The organism is Micromonospora palythoicola (genome assembly GCF_036689795.1).
Taxonomy (GTDB): Bacteria; Actinomycetota; Actinomycetes; order Mycobacteriales; family Micromonosporaceae; genus Micromonospora; species Micromonospora palythoicola.
The window spans coordinates 66,601-82,683 of sequence record NZ_JBAGKI010000005.1 but is presented as its reverse complement, the minus strand read 5'-3'; the positions used below and the strand labels follow the sequence as shown (position 1 = coordinate 82,683).

Below are 16,083 nucleotides of genomic sequence, written 5' to 3'. Positions count from 1 at the left end.
ACCTGCGGTCGGCTGGCTCGTCAACCGGCCGGCCCGGGCTGACCAACCCCTGGCTCGGCCGGCCCGCGTTGATCGGTCCATCGACCGGCCGACTGGGCTGACCGGCCCAGGCCGGGCGGACGGATCAGGAAGCGGTGGTGTCGTCTCCGGAGACGAACGCGACCGAGCGGCGGCGTCGGGCGAGCAGCAGCACGATGCCCGCCGCGACCATGGTGAGGCCGGCTCCGGCGATCAGCCCGGCCTGCGGCCCGGTGACCGGCAGGCCACCCCCGCCGCCGTTGTCGTCGTCCTTCTCCGCGGCGACCACGACGGCGTACCCGTCCTGGTTGTCGCTGGCGTCCACGTCGGCCGCCGGTACGGCGACGGCGTTCGCGGGCAGTACGGCCGGCTTCGAGGCGGAGCGGTCGCTGATGCCCTCGGTCAGGCCCTCGACCTGCACGCTTCCGCCGGCCAGGGTGACCGGTGCCGTGATGTCGGCCGGCACCGTCACCAGGTGGTGCAACTCGACAGCGGAGTGGGCGTGGTCCTTCGGGTCGGTCTCGTCGGCCGGTACGAGCGCGAGCGAATCGTAGGTACAGACCGCAGACCGCCCGTCGTCGTCGAGCACACACTCCTGCGGCGGCCGGATGAAGGTCACCTTCTCCGGCAGGCGCAGCGTCACCCGCACGCCACTGACCGCCTTCTCACCCTGGTTGACGATGCGGTACCGCACCGCGCCCGTACCACCCGGGTGCAACGTCCCGGTGGTTTCGAGCTTGCCGCCGGCGCCGACGCGTGCCGACTGCTTGACGTCCGGAGCTACCACCGCCAGGTCGGCTTCGCGCTCGTCGACCACGGTGAGCGTGAACTCCCTACGGTCGGTGACCGGCTTTCCGTTCCGGCCCCAGGACATGCTGACCTCGACGTGGAACCTGCCCTCGAATGGCTCCGGCCGCCCCCTGGTGTAGATGTCGATGGGGATGTCCGCCGTGCCGCCGGGTGCCGGCACCAGCTCAGGGAAGGTGCCCTGGTAGATGTGGCAGTACCAACCGTCGAAATCGCCGTCGCACTCGCCGGAGCCGGCGGTCTGGGTCGCCCACTTGAGGTAGGCCTTGTCGATCCACTGGTCCTCCGGGGTGAGCACCGGCCGCACGCGGAACTCGACGAAACTCGGGGTCTCGTCGGTCAGGTTGGTCACCCTCAGGTAAGCCCGCTTCATCCCGGCCCCCGACGTGATCGTCGTGCCGATCATGTCGAAGGTGAACGTCGGCTCCGGGTCCACCGCCGAGGCGGAGCCGGCGGGGACGGCGATCCCGCCGACGAGAAGCAGTGCGGCAGCGGCTGTGCGTGACAGCCAGCGACGACCAACGGCCACAGCGGAATCCTTCGGGTGAACGAAGCATGAACGAAGCGTGTGGTTCGGGACACTACTCGCGATGGGGCCGGCGCGTGGACCCCGCTCACCTCGATGATGTCCGCCACGTTCACCCGCGCGGGACACCGCCACGCGGACGACCGGTGCAAAACTTCCGGTGGTAGGCAGGAGTTCCTTCCCTACTCGCACGTCGGAGGAGTGAGCAGTGCGCTGGCGCAGTTACGTCGCGGTCGGGGACAGCTTCACCGAGGGCCTGGACGACGCCTACCCGGACGGCAGCTTCCGGGGCTGGGCGGATCTGGTGGCCACCAGGCTCGCCGCCGAGGCCGGCCCCCACTTCTCGTACGCCAACCTGGCCATCCGGGGGCGGACCTTCCCGAGCGTGGTGGCCGAGCAGGTGCCGGCGGCGCTGGCGATGAAGCCCGACCTGATCAGCTTCGCGGCGGGCGGGAACGATGTGCTGCGGCGCAACTTCGATCCGGACACCCTGGTGACCCGCTTCGACGAGGTGGTCGGCCGGTTGCGTAGCCGTGGTGCCGACGTGCTGCTGTTCCGGTTCGCCGACGTGATGGCGCGGCTGCCCGGCCAACGGTTGATCGCGCCCCGGGTCGCCCTGCTCAACCGTGCGGTGGGTGAGACCGCCGAGCGGCACGGCGCCATCCTGGTCGACCTGTACTCCGACGACACGTACCTGAACCCGTTGCTCTGGAGCACCGACCGGCTGCACCTGTCCCCCGCCGGGCACCGCCGCGTGGCCGGTCAGGTGCTGACCGCCCTCGGCGTCGGCTGCGACGAGGAGTGGCTGCTGGTTCCCCCGAACCCGGAGCCCACCCCCTGGCTGTCCGCCCGCACCGCCGACCTGCGCTGGGCCGGCCGACACCTGGCCCCCTGGATCAAACGCCGCCTGACCGGCCGCTCCTCCGGCGACACCCGCACCGCCAAACGCCCCACCCTCACCCCGTTCCCCCCGTCAACCCCCGCTCCGCCGCGTTGATCAAGACCTGAACTTCTTGATCTACGCGGACGGTTGCCGGGAGGTCAGTGGTTCAGGCGGATCCAGGCGCGGGACTGGGCGGTGCCGACGCCCAGGGTGGTGGTGGTGTTTCTGGTGTAGATGACGATGGTGTCGTCGGGAAGCACCTCGATGCTCGGAAGTTCCTCGCCCTCGAAGCGCGGCCGACGGACCTCGGGTACGTCGATGTAGCGTTCGCCGGTCCAGTAACCCAAGTTGCCACCGACCTTGGTCACGACGAGCAGGCCGTCGTTGACGGCGGTCACCGAGTTGGTGTCGGACGGCAACTCGGTCTGCTCGCGCCACCGGTCGTCGACCAGCCGCCAGATCCGCTTCAGATCGGAGAGGTCGTTGCTGCCCTTCCGTCGGCCGAGCAGCCAGGCGTCGCGGCCGTCGGGGGAGACGAGCAGCTTGTCGGCGCCCGACACGGCGGGCAACTGCCGCCAACTGGCCGCCCCGTCGGCGCCTACCGCCGTACGGAGCCGGCCGTCCTGCAGAACGGTCACCCAGAGTCGGCCGTCACCGTCCTCGACCAGCCCGAGATTGGCATCGTGGGACAGAGCCACCGGGGGTTGGGTGGGTGGCGTCGCCGCGCCGATCCGAGCGAGTGCCAACTCGGGGCAGTCGACACGGATCAGGGGGTCGCTTCCCGGGCATCGGAGCAGATACCCGCTGCGAGTGGTCCCGCTGAGCAGCGTCGCCTCCGGTGGAGCTTCCTGCGGGTGCTCGGTGAAGGAAGCACCGCCGTCGGTGGAGACCAGGTAACCGCCGCCGATGCTTATGGTGACAATCCGCTCGTCGACGGCGAGCAGGTGGACCGGCCATTCCTGCCGGGGGCGGTTCACCGCGTCCGGCACCGGGATGCGCTGCCAGGTCTCGCCCCCGTCGACGGTCCGCGCCAGGTCGCGGCGGCAGTCCCTCGAATCGTCAGTCCTCTCGCAGGTGTCGAAGAGCGCCCAACCGTGCCGCGCGTCGACGAACCGCAGCTCACGCAGGCTGCCGGCGACCCCCACCGGGTTCACCTTCCGCTCGATCACCTGACCGTCCGGCGCCGGTGACGGGGTCGGGTCGGGTGGGTCGCGGTCGGCGTCCAGACCGGCGGTGGTGTACACGCCCGGCCCGGTCAGCAGCAGCACGACCAGCCCAGCCAGCAGGCTCCGCCAACTCCGGCGGCGGCGCATCCGGCGTTGGAGGTCCGAGATGTCGGGCGGGCGGAACGTCGGTGCGGAGGCCGCTTCGAAGTCGGCGAACAGCCGGTCCAGGTTGATCTCACGCACGGCCGGCCTCCTGCCGCTCGGTGAGGTGACGGGCCAGGGCCGTGCGGGCCCGCGACAGCCAGGACTTGACCGTCCCCTCCGGTACGCCGAGTTGGTCGGCGATCTCCGCGACGGTGAGCTGGGCCAGGTGGTGCAGGACGATCGCCCGGCGTTGGGTGGCGGGCAGGATGGTGAGCGCCTCCAGCAGCATCACCCGGTCCGGGCTCGGACCGGGTACGTGCTCCTCCCGCTGCCGGGCCAGATGACGGACGGCGGTACGGACCCGACGCAGCCGACTGGTGGCCAGGTTCCAGGCCACCCGGCGGACGAACGCCGACGGGTCGTCGTAGGCGCTGATCCGGTCCCAGCGCTCAAGTGTCCGGCAGAACGCCTCCTGGGTGAGGTCCTGCGCCTCGGCACGATCACCGAGGTACGCGTAGAGCTGCACCGCGACCCGCTGGAAGTGCGCCTGGTAGAACTCGCTGAAATCCTTCAGCGGTGGGTCGGCCCCTGGTGGCGCTGCGGTCATGGTGGTCCTCGCGGTCGGCGGCAGTCAGGAGTGTCACGCCTGGCGGACCGGATCCGCTGCACCGAATTCCGATGGCCGAGCGGAGCGCGGCGTACTTTGGGGACCATGTCTGTGCCGAACGATCCCGATCCCCGACTCCAGTCGTACGCGGACCCGCAGCGACTGGTCACCACCGACTGGCTGGCCGAGCATCTGGGCGACGACGGTCTCGTGGTCGTCGAGTCCGACGAGGACGTGCTGCTCTACGACAGCGGCCACATCCCCGGTGCCGTCAAGGTCGACTGGCATCTGGAGCTGAACGACCAGGTGACCCGGGACTACCTGGACGCCGAACGGTTCGCCGAACTCTGCGCCGCCAAGGGCATCGGCCGTGCCGACACGGTCGTCTTCTACGGCGACAACTTCAACTGGTGGGCGGCGTACGCCCTCTGGGTCTTCACCCTCTTCGGTCACCAGGACGTGCGGCTGCTCGACGGCGGCCGGCAGAAGTGGATCGCCGAGGGGCGCGAGCTGACCCGCGACAAGCCGAACCGGCCCCGGGCGGACTATCCGGTGCCGCAGCGCGACGACGCACCGGTGCGGGCGTTCCGCGAGGAGGTGTCGGCGCACGTCGACGCCGGCCGGCCGCTTGTCGACGTGCGGTCGCCGGGCGAGTACACCGGCGAGATGCTGCACATGCCGGACTACCCGCAGGAGGGCGCGCTGCGCGGTGGTCACATCCCGGGCGCGGTGAGCAAGCCGTGGAAGTCCGCCGCCAACGACGACGGCACCTTCAAGTCGGCCGACGAGCTACGGGCCATCTACGCCGACCAGCTCGGCCTGAGTGCCGACGACGACGTGATCGCGTACTGCCGGATCGGCGAACGCTCCAGCCACACCTGGTTCGTACTCCGACACCTGCTCGGCTACCCGAAGGTACGCAACTACGACGGCTCCTGGACCGAGTGGGGCAACCTCGTCCGCGCCCCCGTCGTCAAGGGCCCCGACCCGAGGTGACGCCATGTTGACCATGAGGTTGGCGGCGGAATTTGTGATCGACTTCGCCGCTAACCTCATGATCAACGCAGTGGTAGGTCAGCGCGGGGTCGGGTCGGGGTCGGTTAGGTAGCGGTGGATGGTGGGGGATAGCCAGGCGATCAGGTCGGCGGGGGAGATGTCGACCATCGGGGGCAGGCGCAGCACGTAGCGGGTCAGGGCGACGCCGAGCAGTTGGCTGGCGACCAGGCCGGCGCGCCGTGGGGCCTCGGCGGGGTCGGCGACCACCCGGCCGACCGCCACGCTGAGCTGGGTGGTGAAGATGGCGCGTACCCGCTCGGCCGCGCCCGGGTTGGTGCTCGCCGTGCGCAGCAGCGCCGGCAGAGTGGCGTCGCCCTCCCAGCGGGTGAAGAAGTAGCTGACCAGCTCCGTGCCGAGGCGATCGACCGGCACGCCGCTGAAGTCGGGCAGCCGCAGGTCGAACTCGGCCGCCGTGGCGAACAGGTTCTCCTTGCTGCCGTAGTACCGCATCACCATCGACGGGTCGATCCGGGCGTCCGCGGCGATGGCCCGGATCGTCGCCCGGTCGTACCCGTCGGCGGCGAAGCGGTCCCGCGCGGCCCGCAGGATGGCCGCGCGGGTCGCCGCCGCGCTGCGCCGCCCGCCGCCGGCCGCCGATCCCGCGCTGCGGTCGCCACCAGTCGCCGCCGTCGGCCGGGAGGTGCGACGTCCGCCGTCCGCTGCCCCGCCGTCGGCCGCCGGCTCCGCGAGCGGTTGCCGAGCCTGTTCCGGTACGCCCTCCGTCATGTGACCGACGGTATGCCAACGCCTGTTGACTTCCCAATCCGGGGCGGCTTAACGTTGCCAACAAGTGTTGGCCAACAAGCGTTGGCAATACGCCGAGGAGGCTGTGATGCTGCCCGAACGAACGGACGTCCTGGTCGTCGGCGCGGGTCCGACCGGGCTCACCGCCGCACTCACCCTGGCTCGGCGCGGGGTCGAGGTGACCGTGGTCGACAAGCGGGAGCAGCCGGCGGTGACGTCGCGGGCCGCCGTGGTGCACGCGTACACCCTGGAGGTGCTCGACCGGATCGGAGCCGGCGGGGCACTGGTGGCCCGGGGGCTGCGGTCGGCCCGATTCAGTGTCCGCGACCGGGACCGGGTGCTGGTCACCGTGCCGTTCGGCAAGTTGCCCAGCCGCCACCGGTACGCGCTGATGGTCTCCCAGTCGGTGACCGAGGAGGTGCTCACCGATCGGCTGGCCGAGGCCGGCGTGCCGGTGCTGCGCCCGTACCGACTCACTGGTCTGCACCGCGACGGCGACGGTGTGGTGGCCGACCTCGACGGCACGAACGTGCGCGCCCGATGGGTGGTCGGTGCCGACGGCATCAACAGCACCGTCCGTGAGCTGTCCGGCATCACCTTCACCGGGCCGGCCGGTTCCGAGGAGTCGTTCGTGCTGGCCGACGTACGCGTCGACAGCGGCCTGCCCCGCGACGGCGCGTCGATCTTCCTCGCCCGGGGTGGGCCGCTGGTCTGGGCGCCGCTGCCCGACGGGCGGGTACGCCTGGTCGCCACCGTCACCGATCCGCCCGCCGAGCCGGACGCGGCCTACCTGCAACGCCTGCTCGATGAGCGCGGCCCCCGGCAACGGCCGGACCAGGTGCGCGAGGTGCTCTGGTCCTCCCGCTTCCGGCTGCACCGGCGGGTCGCCGGGACGTTCCGCTGCGGGCCGGTGCTGCTGGCCGGTGATGCCGGGCACGTGCACAGCCCGGCCGGCGGGCAGGGTATGAACCTCGGCATCAGTGACGCGGTCGACCTCGGCGAGACCCTGGCGGACGTGCTCGCCGGAGCCGCCGAGACCCGGCTGGACGAGTACGCGGCCAGACGTCGCCCGCTCGCCCACCAGGTGGCCAGCTTCGCCGACCGGCTGACCCGACTGGCCACCGTGCCGTCGTCGGTGCGGCCGGCCCGGGACCTGCTGCTCCGCCTGGTCTCGATGCTCCCGCCGGTGCGGCACCGGATCGCGGTGCGGCTCTCCGGCCTCGACCAACGCCCGACGTGAGGCACCGTTCCCGGCAGTCGGACCGGCGGGTAACCACGGCCGCACGCGGTCGACGGTCGGGTCTAGGCTGGCCCGGTGACGGTGGAGCAGCAGGCCCGGGGCGCGTCCGGCGGGGCCACGGGGGCGGGACGACGCCGATCCCGCAAGGACGAGATTCTTGAGATCGCCGTGGGTCTCTTTGCCGCCCGCGGCTACCACGGTGTGTCGATGGACGACATCGGCGCGGCAGCCGGGGTGACCGGCCCGGCGCTCTACCACCACTTCGCCGGCAAGGAAGCGATGCTCGTCGCCGCGCTGACGCCGGTGAGTGAGGGACTGCTCGACGGCGGGCGGCAGCGCCGCGCCGCCCATCCCGACGACCCGCGCGCCGCGCTGGAGTCGCTCATCGACTTCCACGTCGACTTCGCGCTCGCCAATCCGGCCGTCATCGCGCTGCACCTGCACGAACTGGACCGGCTGCCGGAGGAGCCCCGGCGGCGCATCCGCCGACTCCAACGGCTCTACGTCGAGGAGTGGGTCACCGTGCTGACCGCCCTGCATCCAGGGCTGCCCGACGGTGAGGCGCGAGTGCTGGCGCACGCCGCGTTCGGCCTGATGAACTCCACCCCGTTCCTCGGCGGCGAGGTCGACCACCGGCGGCGGGCCGAGCTGCTGCGGGCCGCCACGCTGGCCGCGCTGCTCGCCCCCACCGGGCCCGCCTGACCCGCCGCGGTCAGCGTCCGGCTCGTCCCCTCCGCCGAGCCGAGGCGCCGGCAGGGGGCCTTTCACGGGTCCGCCGTGACGTGATTGGCTAGCCCGCGTCCCACACAATGGAACGCTCGGAGGAGCCATGATCGAGTCGCTGCTGGTCGCCAACCGGGGTGAGATCGCCCGTCGGATCATCCGCACCGCCCGGCGGCTCGGGGTACGTGCGATCGCGGTGCACTCGGAGGCCGACGCCGAGCTGCCGTTCGTCGCCGAGGCCGACGAGGCCGTCTGCGTCGGGCCGGCCAACCCGGCACAGAGCTACCGGAACACCGAGGCGATCATCGCCGCCGCCCGGTCGACCGGCGCGCAGGCGATCCACCCCGGGTACGGCTTCCTCTCGGAGAACGCCGACTTCGCCCGTACCGTCGAGGCCAGCGGGCTGATCTGGGTCGGACCCGGCGCGGACGCGATAAGCGCGATGGGCGACAAGATCAATGCGCGGAACCTGATGGCGGCGGCCGGCGTGCCGGTGGCGGCCGGGACCACCGAGCCGGCGGCCGACCTGACGGCGGCGGTCACGGCGGCGGCGGAGATCGGTTACCCGGTGATGGTCAAGGCGGCCGCCGGTGGCGGGGGCATGGGCATGGGCGTGGCCGCCGACGAGACCGCGCTGCGGACCGAGTACGACAAGGTGCGAGCCTTCGCGGAGCGGATGTTCGGCGACGGCTCGGTGCTGCTGGAGCGCTACTTCCCCCGGGTGCGGCACGTCGAGGTGCAGATCCTCGGCCTGGCCGACGGTCGGGTGCTGGCGTTGGGCGAGCGGGAGTGCTCGGTGCAGCGGCGCAACCAGAAGCTGGTGGAGGAGTCGCCCTCCCCGGCGGTGTCGCCGGAACTACGCACCCGCCTGCTCGCCGCCGCGGTGCGAGCGGGTGAGGCGGTGAACTACCGCAACGCGGGCACGGTCGAGTGCCTGCTCGATTCGACGACCGGGGAGTTTTTCTTCCTGGAGATGAACACCCGGCTCCAGGTGGAACACCCGGTGACCGAGCTGGTGCACGGCATCGACCTGGTGGAGGAGCAGCTGCGGGTGGCCGCCGGCCTGCCGCCGACCTTCGACCCGGAGGCGCTGACCGTGCGTGGTCACGCCATCGAGCTGCGGATCAACGCCGAGGACCCGAAGCGGTTCCTGCCCGGCCCCGGCACGATCAGTACCTGGGTGGAGCCGACCGGCGAGGGCGTCCGCGTCGACTCCGGCTACGCCGAAGGGAACACCGTCACCCCGTTCTACGACAGCCTGATGGCGAAGCTCATCGTGCACGGCCAGGACCGGACCGAAGCCATCGCCCGCGCCCGCGAGGCGGTGGCCGCCTTCAACCTGGCCGGCCCCAAACACAACCTCCCCTTCTTCGCCGACCTGCTGGAGAACCCCGAATTCCTCTCCGGCACCTACGACACCACCATCGTCTCCCGCCTCCGCTGACCACCCCCACCCCCCTCCCGGCCCCCTCGGCGGGTTGATCAAGAAGTTTTGGTCGGGATTCGTGCCGCAGCCGACCAAAACTTCTTGATCAACGCGGGGTCGGGTGGGATGGGGTGTGACATGCTGGGGAGGGTTGGGGACGGAGCGTGTCACAGTGAGGTGGCCGGATGGCGGAGATGCCGGAGTACGTGTCCATTCGTGAGGTCGGGCCGCGCGACGGGTTGCAGAACGATGCGCCGATCCCGACCGACGCCAAGGTGCGGCTGCTCGACGCGCTCTCGGGCACCGGGGTGCGTCGGATCGAGGCGGTGTCGTTCGTGCACCCCCGGGCGATCCCGCAGATGGCCGACGCCGACGAGGTGTGGCGACGCGCGCGGCGGGTGGACGGAGTGCGTTACTCGGCGCTGGTGCCGAACACGCGCGGCGCGCAGCGCGCCCTGGCCGCCGGCTTCACCGAGATCGAGGTGGTCGTCTCGGCCAGCGACACGCACAACCGGCGCAACGTCAACCGGTCCACCGACGAGTCCCTCGACGACATCGCCGAGCTGATCGACCTGCTGCACGGCGCCGGTGCCCACGCCGAGGTGATCGTCGCGACCAGCTTCGGCTGCCCCTACGAGGGCGACATCGATCCGGCGCGGGTGGCCGCGATCGTCGACCGGGTCGTCCGGGACGGCGCGGACCGCGTCGCCTTCGGCGACACCACCGGGATGGGAACGCCGCGCCGGGTCCGTGAGCTGCTGACGGCGGTGCGCGACCGCAATGCCGGCGTTCCGGTGCTGCTGCACTTCCACAACACCCGGGGTACGGCATTGGCGAACATGCTGACCGCCCTGGAACTCGGGGTCACCGAGTTCGACGCCAGTGTCGGCGGGCTGGGCGGCTGCCCGTACGCGCCCGGTGCCAGCGGCAACCTGGCCACCGAGGAGGCGGTGCACATGCTGCACGACATGGGCATCGACACCGGCATCGACCTGGCCGCCCTGATCGAGGTCGCCGAACTGGCCGAGCACCTGACCGCCCGCACCCTCCCCTCCGGCGTCCTCCGCGCCGGCCCCCGCACCCACCTAACCCCCCACTAACCCACCCCACCCCCCACCCCGGCCCCGCGATCTTGCACTTTCGGTCGGGGCGGATCCGCTGTTATCCGGCATTTCGGCGACCGAAAGTGCAAGATCGCGCGGGGCTGGGGAGGGTGGTGGGTGGTGCGGGGGCGGGCTGGGGTGGGGTAGCCTAACGATCGTTCAGGTTGCTTGGGGTGGGGGGCCGTGGTGACGGTTGACGGTGAGGCGCTGGAGCAGCTGCGCAAGCGGGTCCAGGGCGGCGGTACGGAGAAGTATCACGCGGCGAACGCCGCCAAGGGCAAGCTGTTCGCGCGGGAGCGTGTCGCGTTGCTGGTCGACGAGGGCAGCTTCGTCGAGGACGGCCTCTACGCCAACGCGCTGGCCGAGGGGCTGCCGGCGGACGGCGTGATCACCGGCACCGCCACCGTCGACGGTCGTCAGGTCTGCCTGATGGCCAACGACTCCACCGTCAAGGCCGGCAGCTGGGGCGCCCGTACCGTCGAGAAGATCATCCGGATCATCGAGCGGGCTTACGACACCCGCGTCCCGATGGTCTACCTCGTCGACTCGGCGGGTGCCCGGATCACCGACCAGGTCGAGCTGTTCCCCGGGCGACGGGGCGCCGGGAAGATCTTCTGGAACCAGGTCCGCGCCTCCGGCTCGATCCCCCAGGTCTGCGCGTTGTTCGGGCCGAGCGCGGCCGGCGGCGCGTACATTCCGGCGTTCTGCGACGTGGTGGCCATGGTCGAGGGCAACGCCAGCATGTACCTCGGCTCGGACCGGATGGTCGAGATGGTCACCGGTGAGAAGACCACGCTCGAAGCGATGGGCGGAGCGCGGGTGCACTGCGCCGAGTCCGGCGTCGGGCACTTCCTCTGCAAGTCCGAGGCCGAGGCGCTCGACGTGGTGAAGCGCTACCTGTCGTACCTGCCGGCGAACTGGACGCAGCAGCCGCCCGCCGCCCCCGCCGTCGAGGCACCGGCAAAGGTCGACCTCGCCGCGCTGGTGCCGGCGAGCGAGCGGCAGGCGTTCGACATGCGGCGGTACGTCAAGGGCCTGCTCGACGAGGACTCCTTCTTCGAGATCCAGGCCCTCTGGGCCAAGGAGTTGACCATCGGGTTCGGCCGGCTGGACGGCGAGGTCGTCGGCGTGGTCGGCAACAACTCGATGTTCAAGGGCGGGGTGCTCTTCGTCGACTCGGCGGACAAGGCGACCCGGTTCGTGCAGCTCTGCGACGCGTTCAACGTGCCGCTGCTGTTCCTGTCCGACGTGCCCGGCTTCATGGTCGGCAGTGCGGTGGAGAAGCAGGGCATCATCCGGCACGGCGCGAAGATGATCACCGCGATCTCCGAGGCGACCGTACCGAAGATCTGCGTGGTGGTGCGCAAGGCGTACGGCGCCGGCCTCTACGCCATGGCCGGGCCGGGCTTCGAGCCGGACGCCACCATCGCCCTGCCCACCGCCAAGATCGCCGTGATGGGTGCGGAGGCCGCGGTGAACGCCGTGTACGCGAACAAGATCGCCGCGATCGAGGACGAGGCCGAGCGGGCCGCGTTCGTCGCCGCCCGGCGCGAGGAGTACGAGCGGGACATCGACGTCGTACGGCTCGCCAGCGAGCTGGTGGTCGACGCGATCGTCGAGCCGCGGCAACTGCGCGCCGAGTTGGTGCGCCGGTTCGCCGCCGCCCGCGGCAAGCAGCGGCACTTCTCCCGGCGACGGCACGGCGTCACCCCGGTCTGACCCGTCCGGCACCCAGCACGATCCCGTCCCGGCGTCACGAGCGCCCGGCGGGCCGTCCACACAGGAGGAAACCCGATGGACTTCCGGCTCTCCGAGGAGCACGCGGCGCTGCGGGACAGCGTGCGGGACTTCGCCCGTGAGGTGGTCGCGCCGGTCATCGCCGAGCACTACGAGCAGCACACCTTCCCGTACGAGATCATCCGCCAGATGGGCAAGATGGGCCTGTTCGGCCTGCCCTTCGCCGAGGAACACGGCGGCATGGGCGGCGACTACTTCGCCCTCTGCCTGGCCCTGGAGGAACTGGCCCGGGTCGACTCCAGCGTGGCCATCACCCTGGAGGCGGCGGTCTCGCTGGGCGCGATGCCGATCTACCGGTTCGGCACCGACGAGCAGAAGACGCGGTGGCTGCCCCGGTTGCTCAGCGGCGAGGCGCTGGCCGGGTTCGGGCTGACCGAGCCGGGCTTCGGCTCGGACGCGGGAGGCACCGAGACCCGGGCGGTGCTGGACGAGGCGACCGGCGAATGGGTCATCAACGGCTCGAAGGCGTTCATCACCAACTCCGGTACCGACATCACCGCGCTGGTCACCGTCACCGCCGTCACCGGCACCCGCCCGGACGGTACGAAGGAACTGTCCTCCATCATCGTGCCCAGCGGCACCCCCGGCTTCACCGTCGCGCCCGGCTACTCGAAGGTCGGCTGGACCGCCTCGGACACCCACGAGCTGACCTTCGACGACTGCCGGGTGCCGGCGGAGAACCTGCTCGGCGAGCGTGGTCGGGGCTTCGCCCAGTTCCTGCGCATCCTCGACGAGGGCCGGATCGCCATCGCCGCGCTGGCCGTCGGCCTGGCTCAGGGCTGCGTCGACGAGTCGATCAAGTACGCGAAGGAGCGGCACGCCTTCGGTCAGCCGATCGGCAACTACCAGGCGATCCAATTCAAGATCGCCGACATGGAGGCGAAGGCGTACACCGCCCGACTCGCCTACTACGACGCCGCCGCCCGGATGCTGGCCGGCGAGCCGTTCAAGCGGCAGGCGGCGATCGCCAAGCTGCACGCGAGCACGATCGCGGTGGACAACGCCCGGGAGGCGACGCAGATCCACGGCGGGTACGGCTTCATGAACGAGTACCCGGTGGCGCGGTTCTGGCGGGACTCCAAGATCCTGGAGATCGGCGAGGGCACCTCCGAGGTGCAGCGCATGATCATCGCTCGCGACCTGGGCATGTGAGCCAGCCCGGTCGGTGGCCGGTTCCGTCCGGGGTGGGTCCGGGAGGCCCCACCACCAGCATCGACGGCTGTCCGTGCCCGGCCGGTCGTTGTCGGCTTTCGGCACGGCATCGTCGGGTGGCCGACGATCCCGTGTCCGATGTCGGGCCTGGCCCGTATTGTCCGTGCCCATGGCTCCCGGTCATGATCGTCAATCCGGCCCGCCGCACGCCGGTCTTCCGGAGCTGCTGCGGGCGCATCGGCTGGCCGCCGGCGCCACCCAGGCTGAGCTGGCCGCCCGCGCCGGTGTCGGGGTGCGCACGGTCCGTGATCTGGAACGCGGCCGGTCCACCCGGCCACAGCGCACCACCGTCGAACTGCTCGCCGGGGCGCTCCGACTGACCGGTCCCACCCGCGCGGCATTCCTGGCCGCCGCCCGGGGCGCCGGGCCGGCGACCGCCCAACCCGAGGCCGGTACCCCGCTGGGGCTGCCGCCACCACCGGAACTGATCGGCCGGGAGCACGACGTCACCGAGCTGGCCGCGCTGCTGGACGATCCGCGTGGTCCCCGGGTGGTGAGCCTGGTGGGGTTGGCCGGCGTCGGCAAGACCGCACTGGCGTTGGCGGCGGTGCACGCCGCCGCGCCGGCCCACCCCGGCGGTGTCGCCGGTGTCCTGATCGGTGCCGGGTCGGACGCGGCCGACGTGCACGCCGCGGTGATGACCGTCTTCGGCGTCGCCCGGGACGCCGAGCTGGCCGCTCGGCTCGGCGACCGTCGGGCGCTGCTGCTGGTGGACGCCGTGGAGCGGGCACCCGACCCGGTGGCCGGTACCCTGCGGCGGCTCGTCGGTGTGGTGCCGTCGCTGCGGGTGGTGGTCACCGGCCGGCATCCCGTCGGGCTGCCGGGCGAGCGGGTGCGCCCCGTGTCGCCGTTGGAGGTGCCGTCACCGGGCGACACCGATCCGGCCACGCTCGCCGGTTATCCGGCGGTGACCCTGTTCACCTCGCGCCTGGCCCAGGTCCGGCGGGAACCGCCGGACGACACCGAGCTGCCGGCGCTGGCCGCCCTGGTGCGACGGCTGGGTGGGCTGCCGCTGGCCATCGAACTGATGGCGGCGCGCGGGCGGCTGCTCGACCTCACCGAACTGCTCGACCGTTACGGCGACCGGGTGCTGGATCTGGACACCTCGGCCGCCACGCACAGCGGTTGGGTGCCGCGACCCCGGGGCGACGACGCTCGCACGGCGGTGGCCGAGACCCTGCGCGACGCGGTGGCCACCAGCTACCGCCTGCTCGCCGTCGAGGACCGGGCGGCGCTGCGTCAGCTCGCTGCCTTCGGCAACCGATGGTCGGTGGAACTGGCCGAGGAGATGCTCGCCGGCACCGGCGTCGATCCGGTGCCGCTGTTGAACCGTTTCCTCGATCTCGGTCTGCTGAGCGTACGGGGTGGCGGCTCGTACCGGTTCCGGCTCGTCGACGCCGTCCGGGACTACGCCGTCGAGCAGGCGTCGGGCACCGGCGAGTCGACGGTGATCCGACGTCGCCACGCGCGGGTGGTGACCCGGCTGGTGGAGCGGACCGCGCCGGGGTTGACGGGCGCCGGTGCCAGTGCCGCCGCGCACCGCCTCGACGAGGTCACCGGCGACATCAGCTCGGCCCTGGCGTACGCGGCGGTCGACGACCCCTTGACCGCGTTACGCCTCGCGGTGAGCCTGCCCCGGTGGTGGCGGCTACGCGGGCGGGACGTGATCGGTCGGCAGTGGCTGCTGCGGCTGCTGGCCGACCCGCGCACCGCCGACGCCGATCCGGCCCTGCGCGCGTGGGCCTCGGTGGGTGTGGCGATGCTCGCCGGGGAGCACGGTGCGGGCGCGACGGAGCTGCCGACGGCCCGCGCGGCGTTGGTGGAGTTTCGTCGACTCGGTGATGTGCCGGGTGAGTTGGAGGCGCGCACGGTGCTCGGCGTCCTGCTGGCCGCGACCGGACGGCCGGGCCAGGCACGGGAGCAGGCGGAGGCGGTACTGGCCCTGGCCACCGAGCATGGCCTGACCCGCCAGATGGCGGTCGCGCAGCATCAGCTGGCGTGGCACGAGATGAGAATCGGTGACCTGGCCACGGCCCGTCGCCGGCTGGCCGTGGTGGACCGGCTCGGCGGGCAGTGCGCGGAGCAGCGGCTGCGGCTGCTGGCCCGGGGCACCGTCGCGGAGGTGTTCCGCCTGGAGGGCCGGTACGCCGACGCCGTCGACGAGGCTCGCCGGGTGTTGGCCGCGTTCAGCGACCTGGGCACCCCGCGCGGTCGGCGCGAGGTGCTGGGGACATTGGGTCTGGCGCTCGCCCAGGACGGTCGGGCGGTCGAGGCCGCCGAGGTGCTCGCCGAGTTGCGCCCGCTCGACGGCACCGGTGCGCTGATCGAGGGCCACCTGGCGCTGCACCGGGGCGATCGGGAGGTCGCGGCGGAGTGGTTCGCCGCCGCAGCGGAGCCGGACGAGGCCGGACGGGACCGACGCACGGTGGTGGAGGCTCTGGTGGGGCTGGCGGCGAGCACCTCCGACGCGGGCGTGCTGGACCGGCTGGAGGTGGCCTGCCGGGAGAGCGGCGTCCGGCTGCTCGCACACGAGGAGGAACTGCTCTACGTGCTGTCGGTGACCCGGAACGGCCCCCCGGTGGACGGGCGGTGAGCGCCACGAACGGAACGCGGGTGGCGGGGACGGGGACG

13 protein-coding genes are annotated in these 16,083 nt (G+C 71.9%); 9 read left to right on the top strand and 4 right to left on the bottom strand.

Annotation, left to right across the window (positions count from 1 at the left end):
• Positions 1-124: 124 nt before the first annotated feature.
• Positions 125-1,354 carry a COG1361 family protein gene (locus V5O40_RS03795; RefSeq protein WP_332904161.1) on the bottom strand — a complete coding sequence of 410 codons (1,230 nt, stop codon included), beginning with the start codon at positions 1,352-1,354 and terminating at the stop codon, positions 125-127.
• Positions 1,355-1,559: 205 nt separating this feature from the next.
• On the opposite strand from V5O40_RS03795, the gene V5O40_RS03790 reads away from it, so the two are divergent.
• Positions 1,560-2,348: an SGNH/GDSL hydrolase family protein gene (locus V5O40_RS03790; RefSeq protein WP_332904160.1), complete on the top strand. Its 789-nt coding sequence runs from the start codon at positions 1,560-1,562 to the stop codon at positions 2,346-2,348.
• 44 nt (positions 2,349-2,392) lie between these two features.
• Here V5O40_RS03790 and V5O40_RS03785 read toward each other — a convergent pair whose 3' ends face one another.
• Positions 2,393-3,643: a beta propeller repeat protein gene (locus V5O40_RS03785; RefSeq protein ID WP_332904159.1), complete on the bottom strand. Its 1,251-nt coding sequence runs from the start codon at positions 3,641-3,643 to the stop codon at positions 2,393-2,395.
• On the bottom strand, positions 3,636-4,151 hold the full coding sequence (locus tag V5O40_RS03780) for a SigE family RNA polymerase sigma factor (protein WP_332904158.1): 516 nt from the start codon (positions 4,149-4,151) through the stop codon (positions 3,636-3,638). The genes V5O40_RS03785 and V5O40_RS03780 overlap by 8 nt, the downstream gene beginning before the upstream one ends.
• A gap of 105 nt (positions 4,152-4,256) precedes the next feature.
• Here V5O40_RS03780 and V5O40_RS03775 point away from each other — a divergent pair, with 105 nt between their 5' ends.
• Positions 4,257-5,147, top strand: a complete 891-nt coding sequence (locus tag V5O40_RS03775) for a sulfurtransferase (RefSeq protein WP_332904157.1) — start codon at positions 4,257-4,259, stop codon at positions 5,145-5,147.
• 78 nt (positions 5,148-5,225) lie between these two features.
• On the opposite strand, the gene V5O40_RS03770 is transcribed toward V5O40_RS03775, so the two are convergent.
• Entirely contained in the window at positions 5,226-5,933 is a 708-nt protein-coding gene (locus tag V5O40_RS03770) for a TetR/AcrR family transcriptional regulator (RefSeq protein ID WP_332904156.1), read from the bottom strand.
• Positions 5,934-6,039: 106 nt separating this feature from the next.
• On the opposite strand from V5O40_RS03770, the gene V5O40_RS03765 reads away from it, so the two are divergent.
• The 7 genes from V5O40_RS03765 (at position 6,040) to V5O40_RS03735 (ending at position 16,045) form a co-directional block, all read left to right on the top strand.
• Complete coding sequence (locus tag V5O40_RS03765; protein ID WP_332904155.1) at positions 6,040-7,191, top strand: FAD-dependent oxidoreductase; 1,152 nt, start codon at positions 6,040-6,042, stop codon at positions 7,189-7,191.
• Between the two features lie 75 nt (positions 7,192-7,266).
• Entirely contained in the window at positions 7,267-7,893 is a 627-nt protein-coding gene (locus tag V5O40_RS03760; RefSeq protein WP_332904154.1) for a TetR/AcrR family transcriptional regulator, read from the top strand.
• A 127-nt stretch (positions 7,894-8,020) separates the two neighbouring features.
• Positions 8,021-9,358, top strand: coding sequence for an acetyl-CoA carboxylase biotin carboxylase subunit (locus tag V5O40_RS03755; protein ID WP_332904153.1), 1,338 nt, complete (start codon positions 8,021-8,023; stop codon positions 9,356-9,358).
• A 176-nt stretch (positions 9,359-9,534) separates the two neighbouring features.
• On the top strand, positions 9,535-10,440 hold the full coding sequence (locus V5O40_RS03750) for a hydroxymethylglutaryl-CoA lyase (protein ID WP_332904207.1): 906 nt from the start codon (positions 9,535-9,537) through the stop codon (positions 10,438-10,440).
• Positions 10,441-10,629: 189 nt separating this feature from the next.
• Entirely contained in the window at positions 10,630-12,162 is a 1,533-nt protein-coding gene (locus tag V5O40_RS03745) for an acyl-CoA carboxylase subunit beta (protein ID WP_332904152.1), read from the top strand.
• A 75-nt stretch (positions 12,163-12,237) separates the two neighbouring features.
• A complete protein-coding gene (locus V5O40_RS03740) occupies positions 12,238-13,392 on the top strand; it encodes an acyl-CoA dehydrogenase family protein (RefSeq protein ID WP_332904151.1) in 1,155 nt (384 codons plus the stop codon).
• Between the two features lie 169 nt (positions 13,393-13,561).
• Positions 13,562-16,045, top strand: a complete 2,484-nt coding sequence (locus V5O40_RS03735; RefSeq protein ID WP_332904150.1) for an ATP-binding protein — start codon at positions 13,562-13,564, stop codon at positions 16,043-16,045.
• Positions 16,046-16,083 lie beyond the last annotated feature (38 nt).

Coding starts and splice junctions, on each gene's coding strand:
- V5O40_RS03750 (WP_332904207.1), top strand. CDS start 9,535: ATGCCGGAGTACGTGTCCATTCGTGAGGTCGGGCCGCGCGACGGGTTG.
- V5O40_RS03780 (WP_332904158.1), bottom strand. CDS start 4,151: ATGACCGCAGCGCCACCAGGGGCCGACCCACCGCTGAAGGATTTCAGC.
- V5O40_RS03735 (WP_332904150.1), top strand. CDS start 13,562: ATGGCTCCCGGTCATGATCGTCAATCCGGCCCGCCGCACGCCGGTCTT.
- V5O40_RS03765 (WP_332904155.1), top strand. CDS start 6,040: ATGCTGCCCGAACGAACGGACGTCCTGGTCGTCGGCGCGGGTCCGACC.
- V5O40_RS03740 (WP_332904151.1), top strand. CDS start 12,238: ATGGACTTCCGGCTCTCCGAGGAGCACGCGGCGCTGCGGGACAGCGTG.
- V5O40_RS03770 (WP_332904156.1), bottom strand. CDS start 5,933: ATGACGGAGGGCGTACCGGAACAGGCTCGGCAACCGCTCGCGGAGCCG.
- V5O40_RS03775 (WP_332904157.1), top strand. CDS start 4,257: ATGTCTGTGCCGAACGATCCCGATCCCCGACTCCAGTCGTACGCGGAC.
- V5O40_RS03755 (WP_332904153.1), top strand. CDS start 8,021: ATGATCGAGTCGCTGCTGGTCGCCAACCGGGGTGAGATCGCCCGTCGG.